Here is a 25274-nt window from a genome sequence, read left to right as displayed (position 1 = left end):
AGCACGGGGGAGAAAGATTAAGGGTTCTGCATCATCTGCAGCAGCGCCAGCACCGACCGCCAGTTGCGCGCGGTGCCCGGACTTTCAGCACGCGCGGGATCAGCCCGGCGAACACCGATTTGCCGAGCCTGTCCGGCGCCTTGAGGTAGAGCACGTCGTCCCTGACCTCGAAGCTTTCCGGGCCGGTGCATTTTTCGGCAAGCCTGGCGATCTCGTCCGCCGTCGGCTGGCGCTCCAGCGTGTAGGCGTGAAGCTTGGTCGAATCGCCGGCGACTTCCGGATAAGGATTCTCCTTCACCAACCGTTCGAACCAGGAGAGATCGCGCACCATGATGCGCGAGTGAAAGCCCCATTTTTTCTCGAACGCCGTTTCGATTTGTTTCGCCAGCTTGGCGGCGTCGCCCTTCCTGGCCCGGAACACGACATTGCCGCTCTGTACATAGCTGGCGACGTCGGTGAAGCCTAGCGCCTCGAATAACGCCCGCAACTCCGCCGTCTTGACGATGCGGTTGCCGCCGACATTGATGCCGGAAAACAGCGCGACGAAGACCACCCTTCGCTCTTCGAGCTTCGGGTGGCAGGCTGTACCGCTCATATGATGAACCCGGCCAGGGTCTCGTTGTCGGTGATGTCCTGATAGTGCACGCCCTCGGCCTCGAAATTCGCCCTCAGCAAATCGAAGTTTCGCCGGTCTTTGGTTTCGATGCCAATAAGCACAGAGCCGAAATTGCGTGCCGATTTCTTCAGATATTCGAAGCGGGCGATATCGTCGTCGGGACCGAGCAGTTCGAGGAAGTCGCGCAGCGCGCCCGGCCGCTGCGGAAAGCGGATGATAAAATATTTCTTCAGCCCCTCGAAGCGCAGCGCCCGCTCCTTCACGTCGGGCAGCCGCTCGAAATCGAAATTGCCGCCCGACACCACCGCGACGATGGTCTTGCCGCGGATTTCCTTGCGCGAAAAATCCTTCAACGCGTCGATCGCCAAGGCACCGGCCGGCTCCAGCACCACACCTTCGATGTTGAGCATCTCGATCATGGTGGCGCAGAGCCGGTTCTCGGGGATCAGCCGCACCGCCTGAGCGGCGAACTCCTTGAGGTGGCGCAACGGCTCGCGGCCGATCTCGGCCACCGCCGCGCCGTCGACGAAATTGTCGACATTGGCGAGCCGGACGCGCATGCCGCTGGCGAGGCTCTGATGCAGGCTCGGCGCACCGGCCGGTTCGCAAAAGACGTAGCGGGCGTCACGTTGCTGATCGGCGAAATAGTGCGTCACCCCCGCGGCCAGGCCACCGCCGCCGACCGGCAGCATGATGATGTCGGGCATGCGCGCGCCCGGCATCTGGCCGGCAATCTCATAGGCGACCGTCGCCTGCCCCTCGATAATATCCTTGTGGTCGAACGGCGGCACCATATGCGCGCCGGAACTTTCGGTGAATTCGAAGGCGGCGCGGTAGCAGTCGTCGAAGAAGTCGCCGACCAGCCTGATCTCGACGAAATCGCCGCCGAACAGCCGCGTCTTGTCGATCTTCTGCTGCGGCGTCGTCACCGGCATGAAGACCACGCCCTTCTTGCCGAAATGGCGGCAGACGAAGGCAAAGCCTTGCGCATGGTTGCCGGCCGAGGCGCAGACAAACAGCTCGGCCTCGTTGCCGGCGGCCAGTGCCTTGCGGAAAAAGTTGAAGGCGCCGCGGATCTTGTAGGAGCGCACCGGCGAAAGATCCTCGCGCTTCAAGAGCACCCGAGCCCCCGTCTTCTTCGACAAATAGTCGTTTTCCTGCAGCGGCGTTTCGGGAAAGATCTCGCGGATCGCGGCTGCGGCGGTGGCGACACGGGAGGAGAAACTGTTCATGGCGCCGTCACCTCTGGATCGAATGGTTCGAAGGCGAAGCCTATTGCACAATTCGCCGTTTGCAGCCACCGATGCGGCGCGGCCGCTTTGACGCGCCAGCAGGAATCCATTGGAGCCATCTTCATGCCTGTTTCGGCTGTCGCCCTGAAGACCATAGACCTTCCTGAATTCGGCGAACCAACAGTGATGCCGCTAGTTCAGCGGCGGACCTACGAAGCGCGCATCGAGGCTCTGCTGGCGCGCGGCGCCGAGGCCGGGCTCGACGCCTTTGCCGTCTATGGCGACCGCGAGCACGCGGCCAATGTCGCCTATCTCAGTGGTTACGATCCGCGTTTCGAGGAGACGCTGCTGGTCATCGTTCCCGGCAGCCAGCCAAAACTTCTCGTCGGCAATGAGGGTTGGGGCTATGCCGAAATCTGCGACGGGCCTTACCAGCGCGTCCTCTACCAGACCTTCTCGCTGCCGGCGCAGCCACGCGACCGCTCGGCCTCTCTATCCGACACGCTTGCCGCCTGCGGCCTGAAAGCCGGCCAGAAGATCGGCGCCATCGGCTGGAAGCCGTTCGGCCCCGGCGATGGCGGCTTTGGCGAAACGACGCTCGACCTGCCGTCCTTCATCGCCGATACGCTGCGCACACTGGCCGGCGACAGAGGCGCGGTGGTCAACGCCGCCAACCTGTTGATGAACCCGTCCGACGGCCTACGCGCCATCAACGAGGCAGACCAATTGGCGTCCTTCGAATTCGCCGCGACCTTTTCCTCGCAGGGCCTGCGCAACGTGCTTAGGAATATCGAGCCCGGCATGAGCGAATTGCAGGCCGCGCGGCTGATGGGGATCAACGGCCTGCCCCTGTGCTGCCACCCGATGCTGTCCGCCGGCAGGCGTGCGCCCTACGGCTTGCCTAGCCCGCGCCTCGACATCATCAAGCGCGGCGATCCCGTCACCATGGCCTATGGCATCCAGGGCTCGCTCAACGCCCGCGCCGGCTTCCTGGTCGAGAGCGCGGCCGAACTGCCGCGCGAGATAAGCGACTATGTCGAACAGCTGGTAGCGCCCTATTTCGCCGCCGTCGTCGACTGGTACGAGACCATCGGCATAGGCGTTGCCGGCGGAGCGCTTTGGAAAGCCGTGCACGACCGCATAGGCGACCCGTTCTTCGGCGTCTCGCTCAATCCCGGCCATCTCGTCCATATCGACGAATGGATGCATTCGCCGGTGTTTTCCGGCTCGGACATCAAGCTGCAATCGGGCATGGCGCTGCAGGTCGACATCATTCCGGCGACCGGAACCAGCTATTTCACCACCAACATCGAAGACGGTATCGCGCTTGCCGATGAGGCGTTGCGCGAGGAGATCGCGGCCCGTTATCCCGAGGCATGGCGCCGCATCGAGGCGCGCCGCGCCTTCATGGGCGATGTGCTCGGCATCAGGCTCAAGCCCGAGGTATTGCCCTTCTCCAACATCCCCGCGTTCCTGCCGCCATTCTGGCTTTCGCGCAACAGTGCGATGACCGTGGCTCGACGCTGACCACATTTCGGCTGGACACGACTTACTTCTGCCGCACTCTCACTGTCCGGGAGGTGCCGCGGGGGTATATGGGCCTTTTGGCCGGAGTGGAATTTTTGACGTGCGTTTGAAGACGATTTGCATTCTTGCACTTGCCCTGTTGATCGCCGGCTGCGGCGGCCGCAAAACCGAGGAACTGCTCGGCAGCGCCGTCATGTCCACGCCGGTGACCGAAATCTCGGGCAATCACTCGATCTTCATTGCCACCACACGCAAGAAATCCGACGATCCCAACAAAGTTTTCGACGGCGAACGCTCGGCGACGCTGAACTATGCCCGCGTCACCGTCACCGTTCCCGGCGTCCACCAGACCGGCCAGATCGAGCGCCGCTCGCGCGGCAAGTCGAACGACCCGGCGAAATACTTCATGGCTTCCGAGGTCGTCGGCTACGATGCGCAGCCTCAATTCTCAAGCGCGCTCAACACCGACATCGCCGCGCGCGGCGGCCGCGTCATGGTCTTCGTGCATGGCTACAACACCGGCTTCGACGACGCGGTCTACCGCCTGACCCAGATCGTCCACGATTCCGGCTATCCCGGCACGCCGGTGCTGTTTTCCTGGGCATCGGGCGCCAGAACCACCGACTATGTCTATGACAAGGAAAGCGCCAGCGCCGCCCGCGATCAGCTGGAGGTGACATTGCGCATGCTGCAGCAGTCCGGCGCGCGGCGCATCGACATCGTCGCCCACTCGCTCGGAACCTGGGTGACCATGGAAACGCTGCGCCAGATGGCCATCACCGGCGACCGCGATCTCGGCGGCAAGCTCGGCGATGTCGTGCTGGCCTCTCCCGACATCGACGTCGACGTCTTCAAGAGCCAGATGCGCCGCTACGGCAAGCCGGACAAGCCGTTCATCCTGCTGCTCTCCGACGACGACCGTGCGCTGCGGCTCTCAGGCCTGATCGCCGGCTCGCGGCCACGCGTCGGCGACTACAAGGATGCCGCCGACCTCGCCGCTTATGGCGTCACCGTGGTCGACCTCTCCAAGGTCAAGGGAGGCGACAGCTTCAACCACACCAAATTTGCCGACAATCCCGAACTGGTGAAGATGATCGGCCAGCGGCTGCGCGAGGATGACGGCTTTGCCAGCGACCAGACGGTGACCGACCGTATCAGCGCGCTCGGACAATAAGGCTGTCGCCTTGCGGCGACCGTCGCCGCGTGAGGTCGCGAATGCCGCTCGGCCCGATCACTTTCAACTGGACCGGGCCGGTCTCTGCCTCTACGACATTGAAATCGGCGCCAATGCGCCAGCGGGAGCCCGCGTGAACGAGCGTTGGAAGACTGTCCTGGTCCTTGCGTTCCCGCTCGCTGCCGCCGGCTGCGCCGGCCCGAACACCCATGACCTGTTGAACAAGACGACGGTTTCGGTGCCTGCCTCCGACATCGCGGCCACCCACGAAATCTTCGTCGCCACCACCCGCAAGCAGGCGACCAAGGACCCACGCCAGGTGTTCGATGGCGATCGCTCGCTGACCACCAGCTACGCCCGCGTCGACGTCACCGTGCCGAAGGTCCACCAGGTCGGCGCCATCGAGCGCGCCAAGGGCTCGGCAAATTCGAACCCGGCCAAGCAATTCACCGCCACCGACGTCGTCCACTATGGCGACGCCTCGCAATTCGCCAAGGCCGTCGGTGCCAACATCACCATGAATGGCGACCGCGCGCTGGTCTTCGTCCACGGCTTCAACAACGGCTTCGACGATGGGGTCTACCGGCTGACGCAGATCGCCCACGACACCGAATATCCGGGTACGCCGATCTTGTTTTCGTGGGCTTCGAGCGGCAAGACCACGGGCTATATCTACGACAAGGACAGCGCCAACGCCGCGCGCGACGACCTCGAGGCGACGCTCAGGATGCTCGCCAAGACAAAGGTCAAGAGCATCGACATCATCGCGCATTCGATGGGAACCTGGGTGACGATGGAAGCGCTGCGCCAGCTCGCCATCACCGGCGACCGCGATCTCGACGGCAAGCTCGGCCGTGTCGTCCTGGCATCGCCCGATATCGATGTCGACGTCTTCAAGAAGCAGATGATCCGCTACGGCAAGCCCGACAGGCCGTTCGTCATCCTGCTTTCCGCCGACGACCGTGCTCTGCGATTGTCCAGCCTGATATCCGGCGACAAGCCGCGCGTCGGCGACTACGGCAACGCCGCCGACATTGCCAGCTACGGCGTGGTCGTGGCCGACCTCAGCCAGATCAAGGGCGGCGACCGCCTGAACCACGCCAAATTCGCCGACAACCCGTTCCTGGTGCAATTGCTCGGCGACCGTCTGCGCGCTCCAGCCGGCCTGGCATCGGACGAACCCACGCAGGGCCAGATCGACAATCTCGGCCGAGGCCTCGGCAAGGCAGTCGGATCCGTCGCCGAGATCATCATCACGACGCCATTCAAGGTGCTGACCATCGCCACCGGCGGATGAGAGCCAAGCAGCGGGCTGATCTCAGATAAAAAGATCGACCTTCTGGAACGTCGTCACGTTGATCAGGCCGACATCGGAAATCCTGAGCTCCGGAATGACGACCAGCGCCAGCAGCGAGTGCTGCATGTAGGCGTTGTTGAGCGAGCAGCCCATCTTGCGCATCGCCTCGGTCAGTTTCTCCGCCTTGGCCGCCACGATTTCCGCCCGCTCGTCCGACATCAGCCCGGCGATCGGCATTTCGACCAGCGCAAGCTCCTTGCCCTTCGAAAACAGCACCACGCCCCCGCCGACCTCGCCCAGCCGGTTGACGGCCAGCGCCATGTCTTCCTTGTTGGTGCCGACGCAGATGATGTGGTGGGCATCATGTGCGACGCTCGACGCCATGGCGCAGTCGCCCATATAGCCGAAGCCTGAGACGAAGGCATTGGTGACGCCGCCGGTGCCGCGGTGGCGCTCGACCAGCGCGATCTGGCAGATGTCGTTGCGGCGGTCCATGGCGACCAGCCCGTCCTCGACCGGCAGGTCGGCCTCCAGCGCCCGCGTCGGCGCCTGGTTTTCGATCACGCCGATGACCCGCACCCGCACCTCGTTGGCGCCCTTGGGCGCCGCAATGTCGAAGTCGCCTGGCTTCAGCTTCTTGCCGAGCTTGACGGTGTTCTTCGCCGATTTGGGGTAATCATAGGCCGGAATGTCGATCTCGAGCTTGCCGCCTTTGGCCAGCCTGACGCCGCGGCCATAGACCTCGTCGATGGTCATGGCGGCGAGATCGGCGACGATCAGCAGATCGGCCAGCCGTCCCGGCGCGATCGAGCCGATCTCGCGCTCCAGCTTGAAATGCTGGGCGGTATTCAGCGTCGCCATCTGGATCGCCGTCACCGGCTTCAATCCCTGTTGGATGGCGTGGCGCACCACCCGGTCCATATGGCCTTCATGCACCAGCGTGCCGGAATGGCTGTCGTCGGTGCACAGGATGAAGTTGCGCGGGTCGAGCCCGCTCTCGGTCACCGCCTTGATCTGCGAGGCAACATCGTACCAGGCCGAGCCCAGCCGCAGCATTGCCTTCATGCCTTGGCGCACGCGGGCGATCGCGTCCTCGGCGCGCGTGCCTTCATGGTCGTCCTCCGGCCCGCCGGCGACATAGCCATGGAACGGCAGGCCGAGATCGCGCGACGCATAGTGGCCGCCGACCGTCTTGCCCGCTCGCACCGTGGCGGCTATCTCGCCCGACATCACCGGATCGTTGGCCACGACACCGGGAAAATTCATCACTTCGCCGAGCCCGATGATGTTTTCCCAGGTCATCGCTTCCGCGACATCGGCGACCGTCAGTTCGGCCCCGGCATGCTCCAGCCCCGGCGCGGACGGCACGCAGGACGGCATCTGGACATGGACGTTGATCGGCATGGCGACGGCCTCGTCATGCATCAGCCGCACGCCGGGCAGACCCAGCACATTGGCGATCTCGTGCGGATCGATGAACATCGAGGTGGTGCCGTGCGGGATGACGGCGCGGCAGAACTCGGTCACCGTCACCATGCCGCTCTCGACATGCATGTGCGCGTCGCACAGGCCGGGCACGAGATAGCGACCGCCGGCGTCGACCACCTTGGTGCCCTGGCCGATGGCATGGCTGGCATTCGGCCCGCAATAGGCGAAGCGGCCGCCTGATATGGCGATGTCGGTGCCGGCTATGATTTCGCCGGAGTGCACGTTCACCCAGCGGCCGTTGCGAATGACGAGATCGGCAGGCTTGCGCCCCGTCGCGACGTCGACCAGATGCGTCGCCATCTCGGTCCAGGGCTTGGGTTTCGTCGCCGACGGCTGCTTGGCCATGAAAGACTCCTGTTTGCCAGACTGTGCCAAGCCGGCAAGGTTTTGGCCAGCGATCACGGACGAAATCCGCTCGATGATCGGCGGATGCGCTGCACCCGTTCACACCGGCGAGCGTCACGGCGGTCATTCAGTTTGGCTTGTGCCGGCACTTATGCTACTATTCTGCCGACGGTGCTGATTTGCGCCGACGACCCGCCGCGAGGCGGGTTTTTGTTGTGATGAGGCCGAAATCTCCTGAGGTGAAGTCATGACCCGGTTCCTGAAAGCACTCGCCTTCGTCACCCTGTTCCTGATCTCGGCCGGCTTTGCATCCGCCGAGGAACGTTGGCAGACCTTGCCCGAACCGGCGGCCATGCCCAAGCCTGAACAGAGCGGATATGCGCCGGTCAACGGCATTCAGATGTACTACGCCGTTTTCGGCGCCGGTGATCCGATTCTCCTGATCCATGGCGGCCTTGGCCATGGCGACATCTGGGCAAGCCAGGTGGCGACCATGTCCAAGACGCATAAGGTTATTATCGCCGACAGCCGCGGCCATGGCCGCTCTACCCGCACCGAGCAGCCTTACGGCTATGACCTCATGGCGTCGGACTATCTTGCGCTGCTCGACTATCTCAAGATCGACAAGACCGCTCTTGTCGGCTGGAGCGACGGCGGCATTATCGGCATCGACATCGCGCTGCATCATCCGGAGCGGCTGACAAGGCTCTTTGCGCAGGCCGCCAACGTCACCACCGATGGCGTCGATCCGGGTGTGCTGACCAACAAGACCTTTGCCGCCTATATCGACCGCTCGGGACGCGACTACAAGAAACTGTCGAAGACTCCCGACCAGTACGATGCCTTCGTGGCGCAGATCAGCCACATGTGGGAGTCGGAGCCGGCCTGGACCAAGGAACAGCTCGGCAAGATAACCACGCCGACTGCGATCGTTGCCGGCGACCATGACGAGGCGATCAAGCGCGAACACACCGAATACATGGCCTCCGTCATTCCGGGCGCCAAGCTCATCATCCTGCCCAACGCCAGCCATTTCGCCATGCTGCAGGCGCCGGACGAATATAGCAAGGCGGCGCTGGACTTCATCGACGCCAAATAGCGCCCCCCAAGATAGAGCACCCAGCGCAGCAACGGGTGCTTCCGATTGTTGAACAATGGGTTCCGTTTTGCGGCGAATAGGATTACCTTCCGGCAAGGCGCCTTCTGAACAGCCTTTTCGGAGAACTCGATGCGGTGTCTGACGATTGCCAGTGCCGGATTTCTGATCGCTCTGGCCGCGCCGGCATTCGCCGCCGACCCGATGGCGGTGCCGATGACCGAACCAGGCTTCGACTGGACCGGCTACTATGCCGGCCTGCAGGCCGGCTACGGCTGGGGCCAGTCCGACATATCAGTGACGGAAGGCGCGCCGTTTTCCATCTCGCCCGATATTGACGGCGGTTTCGTCGGGGGCCATGTCGCCGGCCTGTGGCAGTTCGATCAGGCGGTGCTCGGCGCCGAGGCGGAGCTCAATTATTCCGCCGTCGACGGTACGGCGGTATCAGGCCTTGGAAGCACATTCCGCACGGACATCAAGTGGTTCGGATCTGTAAACGCCAAAGCGGGCTTCGCCATGGACCGCGTGCTGGTCTACGGCGTCGGCGGCGTCGCCTTTGCCGGCATCGAAACGTCGCAAGTCGCGGGCGCGTCGTTCGCCGGCACACGCACGAATATCGGCTGGACCTTGGGCGCCGGCGTTGACTATGCGCTGACCGACAAATTCATCGTCGGCGCGCAATATCGCTATTACGATTTCGGCTCCGAGCACTATGACGTGGCGGAACCCTTCAACGATCGCGATCAGGATGTGAAGCTGAACGCGGTCGGTATCAATCTCAGCTACAAATTCTGAGCCTTCTCGGCGACTGAGATTTTGGCAACAACCAACTGTTTTGCCATCACGAACCACCTTTCATGAGTCCGACACTCGGCAAAAGATGGCTTGACGGGTTTTCGCTGGCGTCTGAAAAGGGCTGGCCTGCGGACGTGGCGGAATTGGTAGACGCAAGGGACTTAAAATCCCTCGATCTCTGATCGTACGGGTTCGATTCCCGTCGTCCGCACCATTTGAAATGCTTAGGATTTGTTCTGTAAGAACTCACTGGCTACCATAGAAAAGGCTGACGCGGGTAGCAACTGAAGAGGTTTAACACTCTTGCTGGAATACCTGCTGCAACACTCCTGTCGGTAGCGACCGACCGCGCGGGCCAGGTCAAGGCACTCCCTTAGGAGCCGGCTGGGGCCGCAGCGGCCTTAAGGTTGTGTGCGTCAAGTTCTGCAAAATGGGGCGATCATGAAACTGGTCATGCGGCTTGGCGTAGAGCGAGCTTCTTGTGCTCGCGCAGATCATCCATGTTGATATAGCGGTTGGCCTCCATCCAGTTTTCGTTGGTTTCGACGGCCAGCGCCCTGACCAGGCGCAGGCAGCTTTCGGCGTTCGGGAAGATGCGCACGACATAGGTGCGCCGGCGGATTTCCTCGTTGAGCCGTTCAAGCATGTTGGTGGACTTGAGGTGCTTGTGATGCTGACGCGGCAGCCGGAAGAAAGTCAGCGTCTGTTCTATGGCTTCTTCCGCCCAGGTGGTCAGCCGCGGGTAGCGGGCGGACCATTTGGACAGCCACGCGGCGAGATCGGCCTTGGCCTCGGCGAGATCGCGCCGGTCGTAGAGCCAGCGCAGTTCCTGCAGGCAGTCGTCGCCGTGCTTCCTGGGCAGGTGATCGAGCGCGTTCCTGAGGAAGTGGACGTAGCAGCGCTGCCATGCTGCTTCTGGGATCACCTCGCCGATCGCCGCGACCAGGCCGGCATGGTCGTCGGACACGGCCAGTTCGACGCCCTTGAGACCGCGTCGTTTCAAGCCGACGAGGAAGTCCTTCCAGGCCGAGCGGCTCTCGCGATTGGCCATCTCCACGGCCAGGATCTGCCGGCGCCCGTCCCAGTCGATGCCGACCGCGATCAGCACCGCCTGGCTCATCACGATGCCGGCTTCGCGCACTTTCTCGTAGCGGGCATCGAGAATGAGGTAGGGGAATGGCTCCTGAAGCGGTCGTTCGGCAAACGCCTTCAGGCTCTCGTCCAAGCGCTTGTTGATGGCCGAGATCGACGAAGCCGAGAACGCATGACCGCACAGCTCTTCCGTGATCGCCTTGACCTTGCGGGTCGACACGCCCTGCACATACATCTCCGCAAGCGTCGCAACCAAGGCCCGCTCGGAACGCTGGTAGCGCTCGAACAGCTCGGTGGAGAAGTGACCCGCCCGGTCCTGTGGAACCCGCAGCTCAAGCTTGCCCACCCGGGTGACCAGGGTGCGGCCGTAGTAACCCGAGCGATACCCAAGGCGCTCAGGCGTGCGTTCGCCCTTCGAAGCACCCAGCGCCTCCTCCATCTCGGCCTCGAGAACCTCCTGCATTACCGCACGGATCACTTCGTGCAGCCCCTCCGGGTTCGAAAGCAGAATGTCTTTGACGGCAGCGCTGGTCGATTTACCTTCTGTCTTGGTCATGGTGGCGTTCCTTCCAGGGAATCGGTGACGTTGAACATCACCAGCCTGCCATGACCGCCCTCTCTCAGCGAATTTGCAGAACTCTCAACACACTACCGGCCTTAACCCGGTGGGCATGCTCCGTCGCGATTTTAAGAAGAGTTGCGGCCGTTTCCTGTGGCGTCCAACCTTGCGCTTCTGACGCAGTCACCAAGGCCGCAAACGCGGCTTCTAATGCGACTTCACAGTTCACCCCACGGTCTGGGCTATCCTCTGGCAATATCGGGGGTTCGACGGATTGGGACATGGTGACTTCTTTCAAAGGGGAAAACCCGCCGCCCCAGCCTTTTGCCACTTGAAAATTTCAGCAAAGGATCATTCCAGCTATCAGCAGCGTGATTAGAACTGACAACGGCACGGCCAGAAGACCGACCAACTCAACATTTCTTGTGTTTTGTCGCTTGTCCATCTTCGTCGCCCGCATGTCGTTGGCTTTGGCATCTTGCCGTCAACGTGCAGCTGTTGGAACCAACCACAAGTGCCGCTGATCGGAGATTCAGTCGGTGCTGCATATTAGCAACACATTGTGGAACGATCGGGCGGCATCAGCCAATTGCTTTTGAATGCGCTTGCACTTGCTTCGTACGATTCCGTACAGTTTCCCCCATAGGGGAGGCGGCCGATGGACCATGACGAGGAAGGCTACAGCATTGACGCCTTCGATTTCGATGTGGTGTGCGAGACCTTCAGGAGATCCGTTCGGGAGTTGAACCTGGCTGAAGAGCATTGGGTAGACCACGCGAAGGCGCTGCTACGGGAATTCACCGACAGCGCACCTGATGACGACATGATTAGCCGGATCGTCGGGCGCTAGTGGCCTATACAGCGGTAGTTGGTTAGAATCGTACCCCGGTCCTGCCACGGAAACCTTTTCCAAGGTTTGCCGCGTCATAGAGGCATCACAGAAGCTCCTGGAACAGATTGCCCAGCGCGGAGGGCCCTATAACGAAAAAGCTCGCCACCGTGAGGCAGCGGGCAGTTTTGGGAGAAACAGAAATGGGAACAATGGACCCCCGAATTGCCAACGGGCCATCGCCAATGCCGTCAGAGAGCCCTGCCTGGACGTGTGGCGTCCTGTCCGGCCCTCGCCATTGATTTCGTCGGCAAGCTTGTCTTTGGCCTCGTGATAGGTCTTGAAGTTGGCATCGGGATGGCAATCGCCGGCTGCCAAGGAGGCCGGCCGCTGGCCGACCCATCAGTTAGGCGTCCGTAGCCAGAGCGTTATAAAGCAGCAAACACGCCAGGATAGGAACGGCGCTGCCTAGCAGCTGGTCTGCCGTGAGGCCGGAAAAATAGACAAGATGAAACGTCACCATCGCTCTACCAATCACGGTTCGGAACACTGCCGAATTAACCGTTGGCCGACGCTAATGTTCCGCTCTGGACTCACTACCGCTTTGGAAGAATCCTGCATCAGCGCCCCGCCGACCTTGATCTCAACGTCCGTGCCACAAGGCTTTCCTTCGTTCGCATGGTTCGCAGAGATTAGCACGATCGCATACTCTCATCTCATCCGGCGTCGTCTCCCTCACAAAGCAGCGCCGGTAAGGCTCGGCGACCTTCTTGTTTGTCCGTGTGCCAAAGGAGGTCGCCGGGCCTGCCGTTGCTCATCTTTGCTGGTGGTTGCTCCTGATGCTGCGCTTGGCGCCGTCGCCCTACTGCTACCTGCGGGGTAAGGCCGGCGAGCCCTCTTGTCAGGCAGTCCGGCATGTAGGATTATAGTCCTCGTTGCGGCGACCCCTCAATGGAGAGCGCCAATGGCCAGAACCAAACCTTCGGAACAACTTTCCCGGGCTGAAATCGAGCGCTTCCTGGCGGCAGCCGAAGCGCTGCACAAGAGCATCGTCGGGCCGCTCCTGGCGTACCACGGCGAGCACTACCAAGCTCTACGTAAGGTCCATGGACCCCTGTTGAAGTCGATCGAGACCATCACCGGCCAGAGGGCGAAGTTCATCCAGTGGAACGGGACAGGACCGGCACAGCCCCGGGACAAGCCTCCGGGCTAAGTCTCCTCCCGGAAATCCAGCAGCTTGGCATGGCGAAGCTTCTCCTCGCCCTTTAGGAACCGCACGCGGCCGACCAGGCCCGGCTTTAGCCATTCGGCCTTGTCACTCTTGAGCCCTTTCGGCGCCGGCCCGCCAATCTTGCCTTGCACGCGGTCCCATAGGCGCTGGCGCTTGTCCGCCTTGAAGGTGACGAAGGCGCCGCCGGCATAGTGGCCTTTGTCGGCCATCAGCACCATGGCAGGCTTGCCGGCCTCGCGCTGCACGCCGATGATGTCCATCTCCTTTTCGGCATAGCACTTGATCTTGCGCCAGTTCGTCGTCGGACCCGACCGATACTTGCTGCCCTTCCGCTTTGAAACGATACCTTCAAGCCCAGCCTGGTCGACCAGATGAAAGACGGCGTCGCCAGTGCCCGGCATCGCTTCGCTGAACTGAATTCGGCCGCCGTCCGGGATCAACGCCCGGAGTATCTCGCGACGGTCTTCCACCGGCGTGTTCCGCAAGTCATGCCCGTTCAGGTGCAAGAGGTCGAATGCTAGCAGATACAGATCGCGCGAAGGCTTGCGGCTGGTCGCGGCTGATTGATGCGCATGGAAGTCGGATAGGCCAGCCTCATTGATCGTAATGGTCTCGCCGTCGATGATGAAGTCTTTCGCCTCGATCGCTTCCGCCTCACCGGCAAGTTGGATGTAGCGGCCCGTCCAATCATAACCGTTCTTGGTGATCAGCCGAATCCCGTCATCATCCTTGATGACCTGGGTGCGGTAGCCATCGAATTTGATCTCATGAATCCAATCATCGCCCATCGGCGGCGTGTCGACCAGTTCGGGTTCCATGGGCTTGATGAATTTCAGACGCATGCACTGACTCGCAGAACTGCGACTTCAATTAGCAATTGCTAAATTAGTTCCGGAACATTTTAGACGAATTGGATGTTTGAAGGGCTATGAAGATCGAAGCCGACCAATGCCGGGCAGCGCTGACGCTCATCCGGCGCACAATGGAAGAACTGTCCTCCTGGCGTGCTGCCGAGCGAAGAGATGGTCAATGGGCTCTATGGTCCGGAACTGATCCATGAGGCGGAAGCCATTGCCGCCGGCATCGTCGCAACCATTGACCAGCTGCAATTGCCCGTGATGAAACCGCCGTCCCCTAGTATCAAATAGAGACCGACACAGGGAAGGTCGCTTGGCCGCGCGATCGTGGGCTCGCAACGACCGGCGAGGCGATGCCGGCCTCACCAAGGGTTACAGCCCCTCGACCAGCAGCGAAGGCGGCTCGCGGCAGTGCAACGCCCGAAGTGTTTCGAGACGACGATGTCCACCGAGCGTAGCCAGCGCGCGTTGTGCTGCACAAGGACCGAGGCAGCGGCACGGCCGCCCGGGCTACTCCAAAGGCGGCTCTTCGCTCTGTGGAGCCAAAACGGTGATATCCATCCTGGCGATTGTCGATGCGGCGCGCCCCTGGGCGCCAGAAACCGTGTCGCCACTTTCTGCCGCCATTGCCTTGGCGCGATGTCCTACGCTGTCTGCGCTTTTGCCTGGCGCAAATCCTTCGCCCGGTTCTGTCTTTGCGGGTTTCGGTCGAGTTTCAGCTGCCTGCCGATGTTGGTTTCCAATCGCCGAGACCATTGATACCTCCCCTTGATGAGGCCGCGACTGTACCTGTCAAGGCTGTAGCGAGGCTGATCACTTAAGTGGTCGGGTTGCGCCCGCTCGTAGTGGCCCTCCGATCACTGGGCTCTCGATGCCTTGGCGCTCGCGGACGTCTGGTCGGGTGGGAAGTTCAAACTCAGCCGCCCTTTGCGGCACCGGTTTCGCCCGACAACTAGGAACGATTTCGGCCGCCATGTGTTACGCAATCATGAATCTCGCGGATCCCGGATCAACAATGGCAACCGATCTTTTCACGATGCAACTCGCTGATGCTCAGCAGCGCATCAAACAGACCGAGTTCGCGCTGGTACTCAGCGAGAAAATGGTGGCTGAGAACCTCGCTTTATCCAGCAGGATACGATCGGCGAGGCGCCGAGTCCTGAAGACCGGAGGGCCTCTGGCGACAGTCGACTCAACAAGCTGAAAGAGTTCTTCAAATGATCTCGACCCAGTCCGGACGTGGGAGAGCTTGCCGGTAACCTTAGCGGTAATCGGCCGAGTCGCAGCAGGAAGCGCGCTGAAAACTTGCTCCATGAAGACTGCGGCGTCGCTATGAATCTCGCCTTTGTGTTGCCGAATCCGATCTGCGCAAAGGCGCGTGGTCGAGACCAGGCAGCGGCTCACGAAGATTGATCCCAGCAGGGCAAATTGACCGCTACGGCTCAGTTGAGGCAGCACTTCGAAATCACGGCTATTGACCTGCTGAGCTATCAGTTTCCCTCGATCTCTAATCGTATGGGTTCTCCGCACCATCCTTCGCTCTTCGAGCTTCGGGGTGGCAGGCCACCCAGTAGCCGTCAAACGTCGAGATAGCCGGCGGCGACCAGCGTTGCCTTATATCGCCGGGCAAATCGGCTGGGCAAACGACTGAGGTAAGCTGACGCGCCAATATCCCAATGCGCGCCCAGTTCGCGGTCGAAGGCAGCCGGGTCGAATTGCAGCAAGCCGCTGCGTGGGTAGACCGTGAATTCTCCGAAGATCGGCTCCCCCTCCTCCTCGTAGAAATCGACACGCACCATGTCGAACTCGCTGCCGAGCGCCTCGGCTGCCTCGATCATCCGCGCCAGGCTCTTGGGAGGGGGAATTTCCAGGCTCGAGTCGATCGCGCCCTGGGCAATGTTCAGCGGGCGCCAATCGCGATCCAGGTGGGCGGTATTCTTGACCGTGGAACGGAAGGCGACGACGACGATGTAGGCGACGCGGCCAGCCAGCACACAGAATTTGTAGTCGACCGGGTCATAGCCCTGGTCCTTGCCCACAAGTGCTTCGACGAAAACCCGCCGCTCTATGTGCGCATAGCTGCGCTCCAGCTTCCGGGCGCCATAGGTTTGGCCAAGGTATTCCGTCATCTCGGCAATGATCGCCTCCCGGTCGGCGTTGGCCGGATCGCGAACGATGACATTCATGGCGCAACCGTGGTTGCATTTGACGGCGTAGGGGATTTTTAGGTCATCGAAGGGGATCTGGCGCGGATCGTCGCCCTGCCACAGCACCTCAGGGATGGCGAGCCCGGGAAGCCGCTCCCTGACGATTTCCTTGGACTTGAGCTTGTCGAGAAGACCGGTAAAGCGAGGATCGTCATCGAAAATCTTGCGCCAGTGGATCTTTTCCGTGAACGTCACCGGGGCTGCAAAATTCGGCAGATGCCGCATCCGCTCAAGGAAACGCTGGGTCAACCGGCGGTAGCGGACAAGCAGCGCGGCGTTCAGCAACAGGAGAGATGCCCGCGCGCTGTTTCGCTTCAGCCATGCCTTTGCGCCACGCGCCATTCCGGTGTCCTTGCAACTTGCGCAACTTCATCCGCGAAGTGGACGGCCACCCTGCCCGCAGCAGTGAGGCACGTCGAGCTTCGCCGAGCTAGCCCTTCATCGGGTACAGTTTCAAATGCTGGATCAGGATGATCGTCTTGGCATCGATGATGCGGCCGTCTGAAATGCCGGCCAGCGCTTCATCAAGCCGCATTTCCAGAACCTCGATGTCCTCGCCCTCGTCGGCCGCGCCGCCGCCGGCCGAGATGCGGTCGGCGGGTGAATAGCGCGCCACGAAGAACCACAGCCGTTCGGTGACGCTGCCCGGGCTCATATAGGGGGAAAACAGCCGCTCGATGTTCTGTAGGCGATAGCCGAGCTCTTCCTCGGCCTCCTTGAGGATGGCGGTTTCGGGATCGTTTTTGTCGAGCAGGCCGGCGCAGGCCTCGATCAGCGGTTCGCGGTGGCCGGTGACGTAGGCGGGGTAGCGGAACTGCCGCACCAGAAGCACCGTCTGACGCTCGGGATCGAAAGGCAGGATCACCGCGCCGTCGCCACGATCGTAGGTCTGGCGAATCTGCGTCTCCCACTGCCCGTCGCGCCGACGGTAATCGAGAACAGTCTTCTTCAGGACCGCCCAGTCGTCGGACAGGACTTCCTCCGAGCGGATGCGGATACGATCTTCCATGATGAGCTCCAAGCTGTCGGCGCCATGGCGTAACCGCGAACGGTTTTGCGCGCAACCGAAACGGCGAAGCTTTCACCGCCTCGTGTCTGGTGCCGGCAACTGCCATCGCCTAAATAGCTGCAGTCCCTCTCCGGAGTTTTTTGATGACCGCAGCGCTTTTCCAGCCGATCGCTCTCGACGGCCTGACCTTTCCGAACCGTATCGCGGTGGCGCCGATGTGCCAGTATTCCGCCGAAGATGGCTCGGCCAGCGACTGGCATCTCTATCACTGGATGAACTTGGCGATGTCGGGCGCCGGCATGGTCACCGTCGAGATGACCGACGTCGAACGGCGCGGCCGCATCACCCATGGCTGCCTCGGCCTCTATTCCGACGACAACGAGGCGGCCGCCCGGCGCACGCTGGATGCAGCAAGGCGCGTCGCCGCGCCGGAAACGAAATTCGGCATTCAGCTTGCCCATGCCGGCCGCAAGGCCTCCAACCGAAAGCCCTGGGAAGGCGGCGGCCCATTGCAGCCGGGCGAGGATCCCTGGCAGACCGTCTCGGCCTCGGCCATCGCCTATGACACCGGCTGGAATGTGCCGCATGCGCTGGAGGAGGATGAAATCCTGCAGCTTATCGAGCGCTTCACTCAAGCCGCGAAGCGGGCCGAGCGCGCCGGCTTCGACTTCCTCGAGTTGCACGCCGCGCACGGCTATCTGATCTTCCAGTTCCTGTCGCCGCTTTCCAACCAGCGCACCGACCGCTGGGGCGGCTCGCTGGAAAACCGCATGCGCTTCCTCATCGAGATCGCCAAATCGGTGAGGAAGGCAGTTCCAAACCTGATGCTTGGCGCCCGCCTGTCGGTGAAGGACTGGGTCGATGGCGGCTTCGAGGTCGAAGAGGCGATCGAGGTGGCCAAAGCCTTGAAGGCGCTTGATGTTGCCTATATCTGCTGTTCGAGCGGCGGCAATTCGCCGTTGCAGAAGCTGCCGACCGGCGCCGGCTATCAGGTGCATCTGGCCGAAGCGGTGCGCAAGGGCGCCGGCATCCCGACACGGGCTGTCGGCCTGATCGACGATCCCTCGCAGGCAGAGGCGATCGTCGCCGACGGCCGCGCCGACATAGTCGCGCTGGCCCGCGCCTTCCTCGCCGATCCGCGCTGGGGCTGGCGCGCCGCCGCCACCTTCAGCGAGAAAATCCATCCCGCGCCACAGCTCGCCCGCTCGGTGACGACGATGCAGCATTGGACGAAGGGCTGAACAGGCAGCGCCGACGGATGCGCCAAACGCATCTGCTGGACAGATTGCCGCAGCTTCGCGTTAATCCGCCCGCTATAGTCCCTGGGGGCAGGCCGCCTTGGCGGCCGGATTGGGAGCAAAGTCCATGGCATCAAGGGCAATCTATCCGGCGGCAGCCGCTCTGGTGGTCGCACTGTCGTTCGCCGCGTCGTCTCCGGTCGGCGCGCAATATTGCGAAGGCACGGTGCACGGCCTGTCCAGGCACTACGATCTGGATACCGGCAGCGGGTTTCTCGCCGTGCGCGTACGGCCGAACTCGTCGTCGCGCATGATCGGGCAATTGTTCAACGGCGACCACACGGAGATTTTCGACCGCCGCGGCAACTGGTACCAGGTCGAAATCGGCGGACGGACCGGCTGGGCCAACGCCCACTGGCTGCGCAACGACTGCGGTTACTGAGACCAACGATTGCGGTTGGTGAGACGTTTGGGCGCAGGCTGACGGCCACTTTTGCAACCATATTGGCTGCTTTGCGTTGCGGCCATCATGGATAACAAACCTTTTGAAACCCCGGTCGTGGTCGAACTCGGCCATGTCGGCAAATATCGCCAGATCCGCAGCACCCAGGAAGCGGCGGAGTGTCTGATGACGGTGTGGCCGCTCAATCGCGGCCCGCGCCATCGTGATGCTCTCGACACTTGCCTCAAAGTGCTGGAAGGTTATCGTTCGACGGCCGATGCACGCAGGGCTTTGATCGAAGCGGCCAAGGAATCGGAAGTGCTGGTTCCCGAAGACCGGCTGCCAGACGCCAAGTTGCATTGAAGCCCAAATTGCAATGAAAAACGGGCCGCATTGAGCGGACGGACGAACCGGAGGATTCCATGGCGAAGCTGACTTACAAGATCGTCGAGCATGACGGGGGCTGGGCCTACAAGGTCGGTTCGACATTCTCGGAGACATTCCCGACCCACCAGGATGCGCTGCGCGCCGCCGAGATCGCCTCGGCCGAACAGCAGATCGCCGGCGCCACGGACGGCATCCAGTATGAGGATGCCGAAGGCAAGTGGCACGACGAACTGGCCGACGGCCGCGACCGGCCGCAGACCGAAGTTTCCGACTGATCCTTGCCCCTCAGCTTTCGCTGCCGGCCATGGATGCTCGCCTAAGCAATTCCCTTGGGAATTGCGTGTCAAAACAAACAGGCGGGACATCCTGCCGGTCAGTCGAAGCCGCGGCTTGATCACTTGCCGCAATATTGATCGTTCACGTTGGGCCTCACATTTCCATAGGGTCCTGACGGGTCGGAGGCGCACGGCCCCGTAGCGCCGCCATAGCCTTGGCTGCCGTCGGCATTGATGCTGCCGGTGGTGCTCTGGTCGACGGTCGATGACTGCTCGTTCCCGAACGGCCACCAGCTGTGATGGTTGGAATACGTGCTGTCCGATGACTGCGCCATCGCCGATGTGGCAAGACCGATCGTCAGCACGGATGCTGCAAAAACTTTCCTGTACATTGAATTACTCCGTATCCGCCGCCTTGGGTGCGACACGGGGTAAAACCGGATATCAGCCGAATGGTTCAGTGAAATTGTTGTGAGGCTGTGGTGAGGTCTTGGCCGGCGAATGTCCGCTCGGCAATGCGCTTGATGAAGGCGATGACGCGGTCCGGCTCGACGAATTGCGGCATGTGGCCGAGGCCTTCGACCGTCTCGAAATCGAGCCCTTCGATCCTGTCCTTCATCGGCTCCCCATGTATGCGCATGGCGATGACGCGATCGGCTGTCCCGAAGAAAATGCCGGCCGGCATGGCGATCTCTTCATAGCGCTCTTCGATGCGGCCAAGATCCTGTTCGACCGCTACGAAATCGGTGGAGGTTGCATGGAAATGGCTTGGCCTCAGCCCGAGCCATCCGCCGCCATCGATCATGTAGTCGGCGGGAACGGCCTGCGGCGCGAAGATGAACTCCAGTGTCTGCCGCGCATATCTGAGGCTTGTCGGTATCGCGACGGTGTAGGCCATGATCCAGCGCCAAAGCCGCGAACGGATATAGAGCAGGCCCGCTTTCTCGCGGGCGCCGGCTTCCAGATGCGTCAGCGGCGCCAGCAAAGCGATGCCGGAAATCGCGCCGGGATGCTCCAAGGCCAGGGTCAGCGCGACGGCGCCCCCCAGCGAGTGCCCGACCACGAGCGGCCTTTCCAGCCCGAGTGTTTCGATGAAGCGCCTGATGATCTCGACCTGTTCAGGCAGACGGCCGGTGGCTCCTCGCGCGCGAACAGAATAGCCCGATCCCGGCCGGTCGAGTGCAATGAGGCGGTAGCCAGGGCCAAAGCGCTCAAACAGCATGTGGCGAAACTGGTGGAGTTGCGCGCCAAGTCCGTGCACGAACAGGATCGGCCGTCCCTCGCCCGTTTCGACATAATGGATGCGGCTGCCGTCGATCTCGACGAAGTTTCCGCTGGCCGGCACCAGCCTTTCGGCCTTGGCGGCAATCCAGAGCGTAGCGGCCACCAGACAGGCCACGATGACGAGAGCCAGCACGGACAGGCCGGCGACAAGCCAAAGCAGAATCGATACCAGCATGTTTTCACCCGGGAAGCGGACCGGCGCGCACCATCACCCACTGACGAACGCTCGGCAAGGCAGATGGCGGCTTGTGTCGGCATTGCCGCCAGTTCGATGGCGCGCTATCTCAGGCGACCTTCTTTCTGCCTCAGGCGACCTTGTCTGCCAACGGGCCTGTTTGCCGGAGCCTTCCATGCCTGAAATCGTCACTGCCGCCATGCTTGTCATCGGCGACGAGATTCTGTCCGGCCGCACCAAGGATAAAAATATCGGCCACCTCGCCGACATCATGACGGCCATCGGCATCGACCTGAAGGAAGTGCGCATCGTTCCCGACGAGGAGGACGAGATTGTCGCTGCGGTGAATGCCGTACGCGCCCGCTACACCTATGTCTTTACCACCGGTGGCATCGGCCCGACGCATGACGACATCACCGCCGATTCCGTTTCCAAGGCTTTTGGGGTGCCGTGCGAATACGACGCCAAGGCCTATGCCATGCTGGGCGAGAGCTATGCCGCGCGCGGCATCGAATACACCGAGGCCCGCAAGCGCATGGCGCGCATGCCGCGCGGCGCCGACCATATCGACAATCCGGTCTCCGTCGCGCCCGGCTTTCGCATCGGCAACGTCCATGTCATGGCCGGCGTGCCGGCGATTTTCCAGGCCATGCTCGACAATGTCGTGCCGACGCTGAAGGCCGGCACCAAGATGCTGTCGGCCACCGTCCATTGCCCGTTCGGCGAAGGCCTGATCGGCGGTCCCCTGGGCGACATCCAGAAGGCGCATCCCGACACCATCATCGGCTCCTATCCGAAATATGGCGACGGCAAATTCTGGACGGAGCTGGTGGTCCGCGCCCGCAGCCAGGAGGCGCTGGATTCGGCACGCAAGGACGTCGAGGCGATGGTGGCCGGCTTCACCGCCGCCAATTGACCCTGGGTTCGCGGACCATCGCCGGGCCGGAACCAAGCACCGCACTCCCACGTTTTCCCTCGGGCGCAGCACGCGCTGGCAGATTTGAGGGATTTCGCATGCGCTTCAAGACCATCGTCGCCATATTGCAGAACGAACAGGACGCCGAACGCGTGCTCGACTGCGCCATCCCGCTTGCCGACCGGTTCGAGAGCCATCTCATCGGCATCCATGCCGAAGCGCTGCCCGTTCCCTACACCTCGGCAACCGGCTTCCCCGACACTGAGTTCCTGCAGGTCTCCGCCGACATGAACCGCGAGCGCGCCGAGAAATTGCAGGCGCTTTTCGTTGGGCGGATCGAGAATTCCGGCCTTTCCTTCGAATGGCGCAGCCTCGAGAGCTTTTCCGGCGACAGCGCGCTGACGGGTATTTCCAGCGTGCGCGCCGCCGATCTGATTATTGCCGCGCAGCGCGAGACCGGGGGCGACACGAGCGCCGATGTCGACACGCTGGTTTACGATGCCGGCCGGCCAGTGCTGGTGGTGCCGCATGAGGGGCCGTTGGTCACCACATTCAAACATGTGCTGCTGGCCTGGAACGGCAGCAAGGAGGCGGCGCGTGCCGCCTTCGACGCGCTGCCCTTCATCATCGAGGCCGAAAAGACCGACATTCTGGTCATCGATCCGCCGGATACGCTGGATGACAACCCGGAAGCCGCCGGCGCCGAGATCGCCGCGGCACTCTCCAGGCATGGCGCAACGGTCAGCGTGTCGGTGCAGAAATCGGGTAATGCTTCGGTCGATGACGTCATCCAGACCCGGATCGCCGAGACCGGAGCCGACCTTCTGGTGCTCGGCGCCTACAGCCATTCCTGGCTGCGTCAGCTTTTGTTCGGCGGCGTCACGCGCACCGTGTTGCGCAGCGTGCCGGTTGCGGCCTTTTTGTCGCGGTAACTCCACAGACTGGCCCCGCCCTTGCCAATGCCCTGACTTTCCAGTTAATTCCGCGCGCATTCCACAATGGTGCGCGCGGAGTGCAGAATGTCCCTTCCCGAAAAAGCCTTTCCGGTCTCCTGGGACCAGTTCCACCGCGATGCCCGGGCGCTCGCCTGGCGGCTTGCCGGCGCCAACAAGGGACAGTGGAAGGCCATCGTCTGCATCACCCGTGGCGGCCTGGTTCCCGCCGCCATCATCTCGCGCGAACTCGGAATACGCGTCATCGAGACGGTCTGCGTCGCCTCTTATCACGACTACACCAGCCAAGGGCAGTTGCAGGTGCTGAAGGAGATCACCCCGGCGCTGCTCGCCGATGATGGCGCGGGCGTGCTGATCATCGACGACCTCACCGACACCGGCAAGACGGCAGGCATCGTGCGCGCCATGATGCCCAAGGCGCATTTCGCCACCGTCTACGCCAAGCCGAAAGGCAGGCCGCTGGTCGACACCTTTATCACCGAAGTCAGTCAGGACACCTGGATCTACTTTCCCTGGGACATGGGTTTTACCTACCAGAAGCCGATCGCCGACGATCACGCAGGCTGATTCGCGCCAGCCCCCATTTCTGCCCAGACGGCCAAACCCGCCCCGTTTGCTATGAAAACAGGCACTGGAAGGGACAATATTCTGTCGAATCGACAGCTGTTGGCGGAGTTTGACGGGTCGGTGTGATGTTTTTTACTTTTAAGACTTACACTTGTCGGTAAGATTCATACGGCGGCTAACGATTCTGAGGGCTGGGGTAGCTTTCACTGATGCTGACGACACCGGCGACACACGACCATCTGGCTGAAAGGGTCCGCAAGCTCTTCGGCACTTCGCCTTGTCGCCTGCAGGTTGCCGCTTTGCCATGGCGCAATAACGAAGACGGCGTCGAGATCATGCTGATCACCAGCCGAGACACCGGGCGTTGGGTGCTGCCTAAGGGCTGGCCCGAGGCCAGGGAGCCGCTCTGCGAGGCAGCGGCGCGCGAGGCGGGCGAGGAAGCCGGATTGCGTGGCAAGATTTCGCTTTTCGAGGCCGGTCGTTACTTCTACGCCAAGGCCCTCGCGTCCGGCGAGGAAGTCCCTTGCGAAGTGCTGGTGTTTCCGCTGCAGGTCGAGCACGTTGCCGACCGCTGGAAGGAAAAGCGCGCGCGCACCCGCAAATGGGTCAATGGGGCCGAGGCCGTACGCATGGTCAACGAGCCGGACCTCTGCCAGATCATCGCCCATTTCTGCGCCGATCCCGACAAGTTCGTCGTTAGAGCCTAGCTCACAGCCACCGCTGCATAGTCCTGCGCGCCCGCACCGGTTCTTGCCCCGATTCCGGGCTCGGTGCTTCGCTCCGCGCGCCAGCAATCCGACACTATAAATCCCTCCCCTTCAGGCCAAGCTTAGCCACAGCTTGACATGCAGGTATTTACCTGCATATTGTGTCTTCAAGATGAGTGAGACCGATGGACGCCGACAAGGTTTTCAAAGCGCTGGGCGACCCGACCCGCAGAAGGCTGCTCGATCTTCTGTGTGAGAAGAACGGCCAGACGCTCGGCGAGCTTTGCCAAAACCTCGACATGGCAAGGCAATCCGCGACCCAGCACATCGATCTTCTGGAGGCGGCCAATCTGATCAGCACGGTCAAGCGTGGCCGAGAGAAGCTGCATTTCATCAACCCCGTGCCGCTGCACGAAGTCTACGAGCGGTGGGTGCGAAAATTCGAACGGCAGCGGCTGAGCCTGCTGCACGACCTGAAACAAGAACTCGAAGGAGACGACCAATGACCCGGGAAACCACCAGTTTTGTCTACGTGACCTACATCAGATCGACGCCACAAAAGGTGTTCGAAGCCATCACCAGGCCCGATATCGCCAAGCGCTACTGGGGCCACGAAAACGTCTCCGACTGGAAGCCCGGCTCGAAATGGGAACACATCCGCGCCAATGACGAACGGACCGTCGAACTCGTTGGCAAGGTCGTCGAAATCTCGCCGCCAACCCGGCTGGTCATGAGCTGGGCCAACGCCTCGCAGGCCGACGATCCGACCAAGCACAGCCAGGTGACGTTCGCCATCGAGGAATACGACACTATGGTCAAGCTGACCGTCAGCCATGACGAGCTCGAAGCCGGCAGCGGCATGGCCAAGGGCATCAGCCAAGGTTGGCCGGCCGTGCTGTCCAGCATGAAATCCTTCCTCGAAACCGGCACAGGCATCGACCTGTTCGCCAAGCCGAAATCGGCCTGAAGCAACCGC

At 61.9% G+C, this 25274-nt stretch carries 26 protein-coding genes, 1 tRNA gene and 1 pseudogene; 19 read left to right on the top strand and 9 right to left on the bottom strand.

Features of this window, described 5'->3' with window-relative positions:
• Positions 1-17: 17 nt before the first annotated feature.
• Positions 18-595: pseudogene (locus NKL04_RS06855) on the bottom strand (DUF1697 domain-containing protein).
• On the bottom strand, positions 592-1848 hold the full coding sequence (gene ilvA, locus NKL04_RS06850) for a threonine ammonia-lyase IlvA (protein WP_023702487.1): 1257 nt from the start codon (positions 1846-1848) through the stop codon (positions 592-594). The pseudogene NKL04_RS06855 and the gene ilvA overlap by 4 nt, the downstream one beginning before the upstream one ends.
• 123 nt (positions 1849-1971) lie before the next feature.
• Here ilvA and NKL04_RS06845 point away from each other — a divergent pair, with 123 nt between their 5' ends.
• From NKL04_RS06845 to NKL04_RS06835, 3 genes are all read left to right on the top strand, one after another.
• Positions 1972-3375 (top strand): aminopeptidase P family N-terminal domain-containing protein, encoded by a 1404-nt coding sequence (locus NKL04_RS06845; protein ID WP_031209731.1) that lies wholly within the window; start codon positions 1972-1974, stop codon positions 3373-3375.
• 100 nt (positions 3376-3475) lie between these two features.
• On the top strand, positions 3476-4549 hold the full coding sequence (locus NKL04_RS06840) for an alpha/beta hydrolase (RefSeq protein WP_023702489.1): 1074 nt from the start codon (positions 3476-3478) through the stop codon (positions 4547-4549).
• Positions 4550-4682: 133 nt separating this feature from the next.
• The gene (locus NKL04_RS06835; RefSeq protein ID WP_031209732.1) at positions 4683-5846 is read left to right on the top strand and encodes an alpha/beta hydrolase; all 1164 of its coding nucleotides are present in this window, start codon (positions 4683-4685) and stop codon (positions 5844-5846) included.
• Between the two features lie 21 nt (positions 5847-5867).
• On the opposite strand, the gene ade is transcribed toward NKL04_RS06835, so the two are convergent.
• On the bottom strand, positions 5868-7679 hold the full coding sequence (gene ade / locus NKL04_RS06830; protein ID WP_023702491.1) for an adenine deaminase: 1812 nt from the start codon (positions 7677-7679) through the stop codon (positions 5868-5870).
• A gap of 247 nt (positions 7680-7926) precedes the next feature.
• On the opposite strand from ade, the gene NKL04_RS06825 reads away from it, so the two are divergent.
• The 3 genes from NKL04_RS06825 to NKL04_RS06815 all read left to right on the top strand — a co-directional run bounded on the left by NKL04_RS06825 (position 7927) and on the right by NKL04_RS06815 (position 9784).
• Entirely contained in the window at positions 7927-8778 is an 852-nt protein-coding gene (locus NKL04_RS06825; RefSeq protein WP_023702492.1) for an alpha/beta fold hydrolase, read from the top strand.
• 129 nt (positions 8779-8907) lie between these two features.
• The gene (locus NKL04_RS06820) at positions 8908-9570 is read left to right on the top strand and encodes an outer membrane protein (protein WP_023702493.1); all 663 of its coding nucleotides are present in this window, start codon (positions 8908-8910) and stop codon (positions 9568-9570) included.
• Between the two features lie 128 nt (positions 9571-9698).
• Positions 9699-9784: transfer RNA gene (locus NKL04_RS06815), tRNA-Leu, on the top strand.
• A gap of 237 nt (positions 9785-10021) precedes the next feature.
• Here NKL04_RS06815 and NKL04_RS06810 read toward each other — a convergent pair.
• On the bottom strand, positions 10022-11218 hold the full coding sequence (locus NKL04_RS06810; RefSeq protein ID WP_023700062.1) for an IS256 family transposase: 1197 nt from the start codon (positions 11216-11218) through the stop codon (positions 10022-10024).
• Positions 11219-11879: 661 nt separating this feature from the next.
• Here NKL04_RS06810 and NKL04_RS06805 point away from each other — a divergent pair.
• Positions 11880-12071, top strand: coding sequence for a hypothetical protein (locus NKL04_RS06805; RefSeq protein WP_023667524.1), 192 nt, complete (start codon positions 11880-11882; stop codon positions 12069-12071).
• 943 nt (positions 12072-13014) lie between these two features.
• The gene (locus NKL04_RS06800) at positions 13015-13263 is read left to right on the top strand and encodes a hypothetical protein (protein WP_023695401.1); all 249 of its coding nucleotides are present in this window, start codon (positions 13015-13017) and stop codon (positions 13261-13263) included.
• On the opposite strand, the gene NKL04_RS06795 is transcribed toward NKL04_RS06800, so the two are convergent.
• On the bottom strand, positions 13260-14123 hold the full coding sequence (locus NKL04_RS06795; RefSeq protein ID WP_023667527.1) for an ATP-dependent DNA ligase: 864 nt from the start codon (positions 14121-14123) through the stop codon (positions 13260-13262). The genes NKL04_RS06800 and NKL04_RS06795 overlap by 4 nt on opposite strands.
• 162 nt (positions 14124-14285) lie before the next feature.
• Between NKL04_RS06795 and NKL04_RS06790 the strand changes: the two genes are divergently transcribed.
• Positions 14286-14429: a hypothetical protein gene (locus NKL04_RS06790; protein WP_245259867.1), complete on the top strand. Its 144-nt coding sequence runs from the start codon at positions 14286-14288 to the stop codon at positions 14427-14429.
• A 1286-nt stretch (positions 14430-15715) separates the two neighbouring features.
• On the opposite strand, the gene NKL04_RS06785 is transcribed toward NKL04_RS06790, so the two are convergent.
• Positions 15716-16687 carry an ATP-grasp fold amidoligase family protein gene (locus tag NKL04_RS06785; protein WP_023681534.1) on the bottom strand — a complete coding sequence of 324 codons (972 nt, stop codon included), beginning with the start codon at positions 16685-16687 and terminating at the stop codon, positions 15716-15718.
• Between the two features lie 88 nt (positions 16688-16775).
• Positions 16776-17354, bottom strand: coding sequence for an NUDIX domain-containing protein (locus NKL04_RS06780; RefSeq protein WP_023688346.1), 579 nt, complete (start codon positions 17352-17354; stop codon positions 16776-16778).
• Between the two features lie 143 nt (positions 17355-17497).
• On the opposite strand from NKL04_RS06780, the gene NKL04_RS06775 reads away from it, so the two are divergent.
• From NKL04_RS06775 to NKL04_RS06760, 4 genes are all read left to right on the top strand, one after another.
• Positions 17498-18595: an NADH:flavin oxidoreductase/NADH oxidase gene (locus tag NKL04_RS06775; RefSeq protein WP_023701165.1), complete on the top strand. Its 1098-nt coding sequence runs from the start codon at positions 17498-17500 to the stop codon at positions 18593-18595.
• A 124-nt stretch (positions 18596-18719) separates the two neighbouring features.
• Positions 18720-19034, top strand: coding sequence for an SH3 domain-containing protein (locus NKL04_RS06770; RefSeq protein ID WP_023701166.1), 315 nt, complete (start codon positions 18720-18722; stop codon positions 19032-19034).
• Between the two features lie 84 nt (positions 19035-19118).
• Entirely contained in the window at positions 19119-19397 is a 279-nt protein-coding gene (locus NKL04_RS06765; protein WP_032891817.1) for a DUF982 domain-containing protein, read from the top strand.
• Between the two features lie 59 nt (positions 19398-19456).
• On the top strand, positions 19457-19696 hold the full coding sequence (locus NKL04_RS06760; protein ID WP_023667535.1) for a DUF2188 domain-containing protein: 240 nt from the start codon (positions 19457-19459) through the stop codon (positions 19694-19696).
• A 119-nt stretch (positions 19697-19815) separates the two neighbouring features.
• Here the strand turns inward: NKL04_RS06760 and NKL04_RS06755 are convergent, their stop codons facing one another.
• Complete coding sequence (locus tag NKL04_RS06755; RefSeq protein WP_023688343.1) at positions 19816-20088, bottom strand: hypothetical protein; 273 nt, start codon at positions 20086-20088, stop codon at positions 19816-19818.
• Positions 20089-20153: 65 nt separating this feature from the next.
• Complete coding sequence (locus NKL04_RS06750; protein WP_050593569.1) at positions 20154-21155, bottom strand: alpha/beta fold hydrolase; 1002 nt, start codon at positions 21153-21155, stop codon at positions 20154-20156.
• A 175-nt stretch (positions 21156-21330) separates the two neighbouring features.
• Here NKL04_RS06750 and NKL04_RS06745 point away from each other — a divergent pair, with 175 nt between their 5' ends.
• From NKL04_RS06745 to NKL04_RS06720, 6 genes are all read left to right on the top strand, one after another.
• Positions 21331-22071 (top strand): competence/damage-inducible protein A, encoded by a 741-nt coding sequence (locus NKL04_RS06745; protein ID WP_023681539.1) that lies wholly within the window; start codon positions 21331-21333, stop codon positions 22069-22071.
• A gap of 98 nt (positions 22072-22169) precedes the next feature.
• A complete protein-coding gene (locus tag NKL04_RS06740; protein ID WP_023681540.1) occupies positions 22170-23003 on the top strand; it encodes a universal stress protein in 834 nt (277 codons plus the stop codon).
• 87 nt (positions 23004-23090) lie between these two features.
• Positions 23091-23591: a xanthine phosphoribosyltransferase gene (gpt, locus tag NKL04_RS06735; protein WP_023667540.1), complete on the top strand. Its 501-nt coding sequence runs from the start codon at positions 23091-23093 to the stop codon at positions 23589-23591.
• A gap of 209 nt (positions 23592-23800) precedes the next feature.
• A complete protein-coding gene (locus NKL04_RS06730; protein WP_023667541.1) occupies positions 23801-24298 on the top strand; it encodes an NUDIX hydrolase in 498 nt (165 codons plus the stop codon).
• Between the two features lie 185 nt (positions 24299-24483).
• Entirely contained in the window at positions 24484-24804 is a 321-nt protein-coding gene (locus NKL04_RS06725; RefSeq protein ID WP_023688340.1) for an ArsR/SmtB family transcription factor, read from the top strand.
• On the top strand, positions 24801-25265 hold the full coding sequence (locus tag NKL04_RS06720; protein WP_023688339.1) for an SRPBCC family protein: 465 nt from the start codon (positions 24801-24803) through the stop codon (positions 25263-25265). The genes NKL04_RS06725 and NKL04_RS06720 overlap by 4 nt, the downstream gene beginning before the upstream one ends.
• Positions 25266-25274 lie beyond the last annotated feature (9 nt).

The sequence above is a fragment of the Mesorhizobium sp. C264A genome (genome assembly GCF_040324515.1).
Taxonomy (GTDB): domain Bacteria; phylum Pseudomonadota; class Alphaproteobacteria; order Rhizobiales; family Rhizobiaceae; genus Mesorhizobium.
The sequence above is the reverse complement of the archived record's forward strand: the minus strand, read 5'-3'. Positions and strand labels throughout refer to the sequence as shown.

Coding starts and splice junctions, on each gene's coding strand:
- NKL04_RS06805 (WP_023667524.1), top strand. CDS start 11,880: ATGGACCATGACGAGGAAGGCTACAGCATTGACGCCTTCGATTTCGAT.
- NKL04_RS06810 (WP_023700062.1), bottom strand. CDS start 11,218: ATGACCAAGACAGAAGGTAAATCGACCAGCGCTGCCGTCAAAGACATT.
- NKL04_RS06845 (WP_031209731.1), top strand. CDS start 1,972: ATGCCTGTTTCGGCTGTCGCCCTGAAGACCATAGACCTTCCTGAATTC.
- NKL04_RS06725 (WP_023688340.1), top strand. CDS start 24,484: ATGGACGCCGACAAGGTTTTCAAAGCGCTGGGCGACCCGACCCGCAGA.
- NKL04_RS06740 (WP_023681540.1), top strand. CDS start 22,170: ATGCGCTTCAAGACCATCGTCGCCATATTGCAGAACGAACAGGACGCC.
- NKL04_RS06745 (WP_023681539.1), top strand. CDS start 21,331: ATGCCTGAAATCGTCACTGCCGCCATGCTTGTCATCGGCGACGAGATT.
- NKL04_RS06785 (WP_023681534.1), bottom strand. CDS start 16,687: ATGGCGCGTGGCGCAAAGGCATGGCTGAAGCGAAACAGCGCGCGGGCA.
- NKL04_RS06760 (WP_023667535.1), top strand. CDS start 19,457: ATGGCGAAGCTGACTTACAAGATCGTCGAGCATGACGGGGGCTGGGCC.
- NKL04_RS06770 (WP_023701166.1), top strand. CDS start 18,720: ATGGCATCAAGGGCAATCTATCCGGCGGCAGCCGCTCTGGTGGTCGCA.
- NKL04_RS06755 (WP_023688343.1), bottom strand. CDS start 20,088: ATGTACAGGAAAGTTTTTGCAGCATCCGTGCTGACGATCGGTCTTGCC.
- ade (WP_023702491.1), bottom strand. CDS start 7,679: ATGGCCAAGCAGCCGTCGGCGACGAAACCCAAGCCCTGGACCGAGATG.
- ilvA (WP_023702487.1), bottom strand. CDS start 1,848: ATGAACAGTTTCTCCTCCCGTGTCGCCACCGCCGCAGCCGCGATCCGC.
- NKL04_RS06820 (WP_023702493.1), top strand. CDS start 8,908: ATGCGGTGTCTGACGATTGCCAGTGCCGGATTTCTGATCGCTCTGGCC.
- NKL04_RS06795 (WP_023667527.1), bottom strand. CDS start 14,123: ATGCGTCTGAAATTCATCAAGCCCATGGAACCCGAACTGGTCGACACG.
- NKL04_RS06780 (WP_023688346.1), bottom strand. CDS start 17,354: ATGGAAGATCGTATCCGCATCCGCTCGGAGGAAGTCCTGTCCGACGAC.
- NKL04_RS06825 (WP_023702492.1), top strand. CDS start 7,927: ATGACCCGGTTCCTGAAAGCACTCGCCTTCGTCACCCTGTTCCTGATC.
- NKL04_RS06775 (WP_023701165.1), top strand. CDS start 17,498: ATGACCGCAGCGCTTTTCCAGCCGATCGCTCTCGACGGCCTGACCTTT.
- NKL04_RS06730 (WP_023667541.1), top strand. CDS start 23,801: ATGCTGACGACACCGGCGACACACGACCATCTGGCTGAAAGGGTCCGC.
- NKL04_RS06720 (WP_023688339.1), top strand. CDS start 24,801: ATGACCCGGGAAACCACCAGTTTTGTCTACGTGACCTACATCAGATCG.
- gpt (WP_023667540.1), top strand. CDS start 23,091: ATGTCCCTTCCCGAAAAAGCCTTTCCGGTCTCCTGGGACCAGTTCCAC.
- NKL04_RS06800 (WP_023695401.1), top strand. CDS start 13,015: ATGGCCAGAACCAAACCTTCGGAACAACTTTCCCGGGCTGAAATCGAG.
- NKL04_RS06750 (WP_050593569.1), bottom strand. CDS start 21,155: ATGCTGGTATCGATTCTGCTTTGGCTTGTCGCCGGCCTGTCCGTGCTG.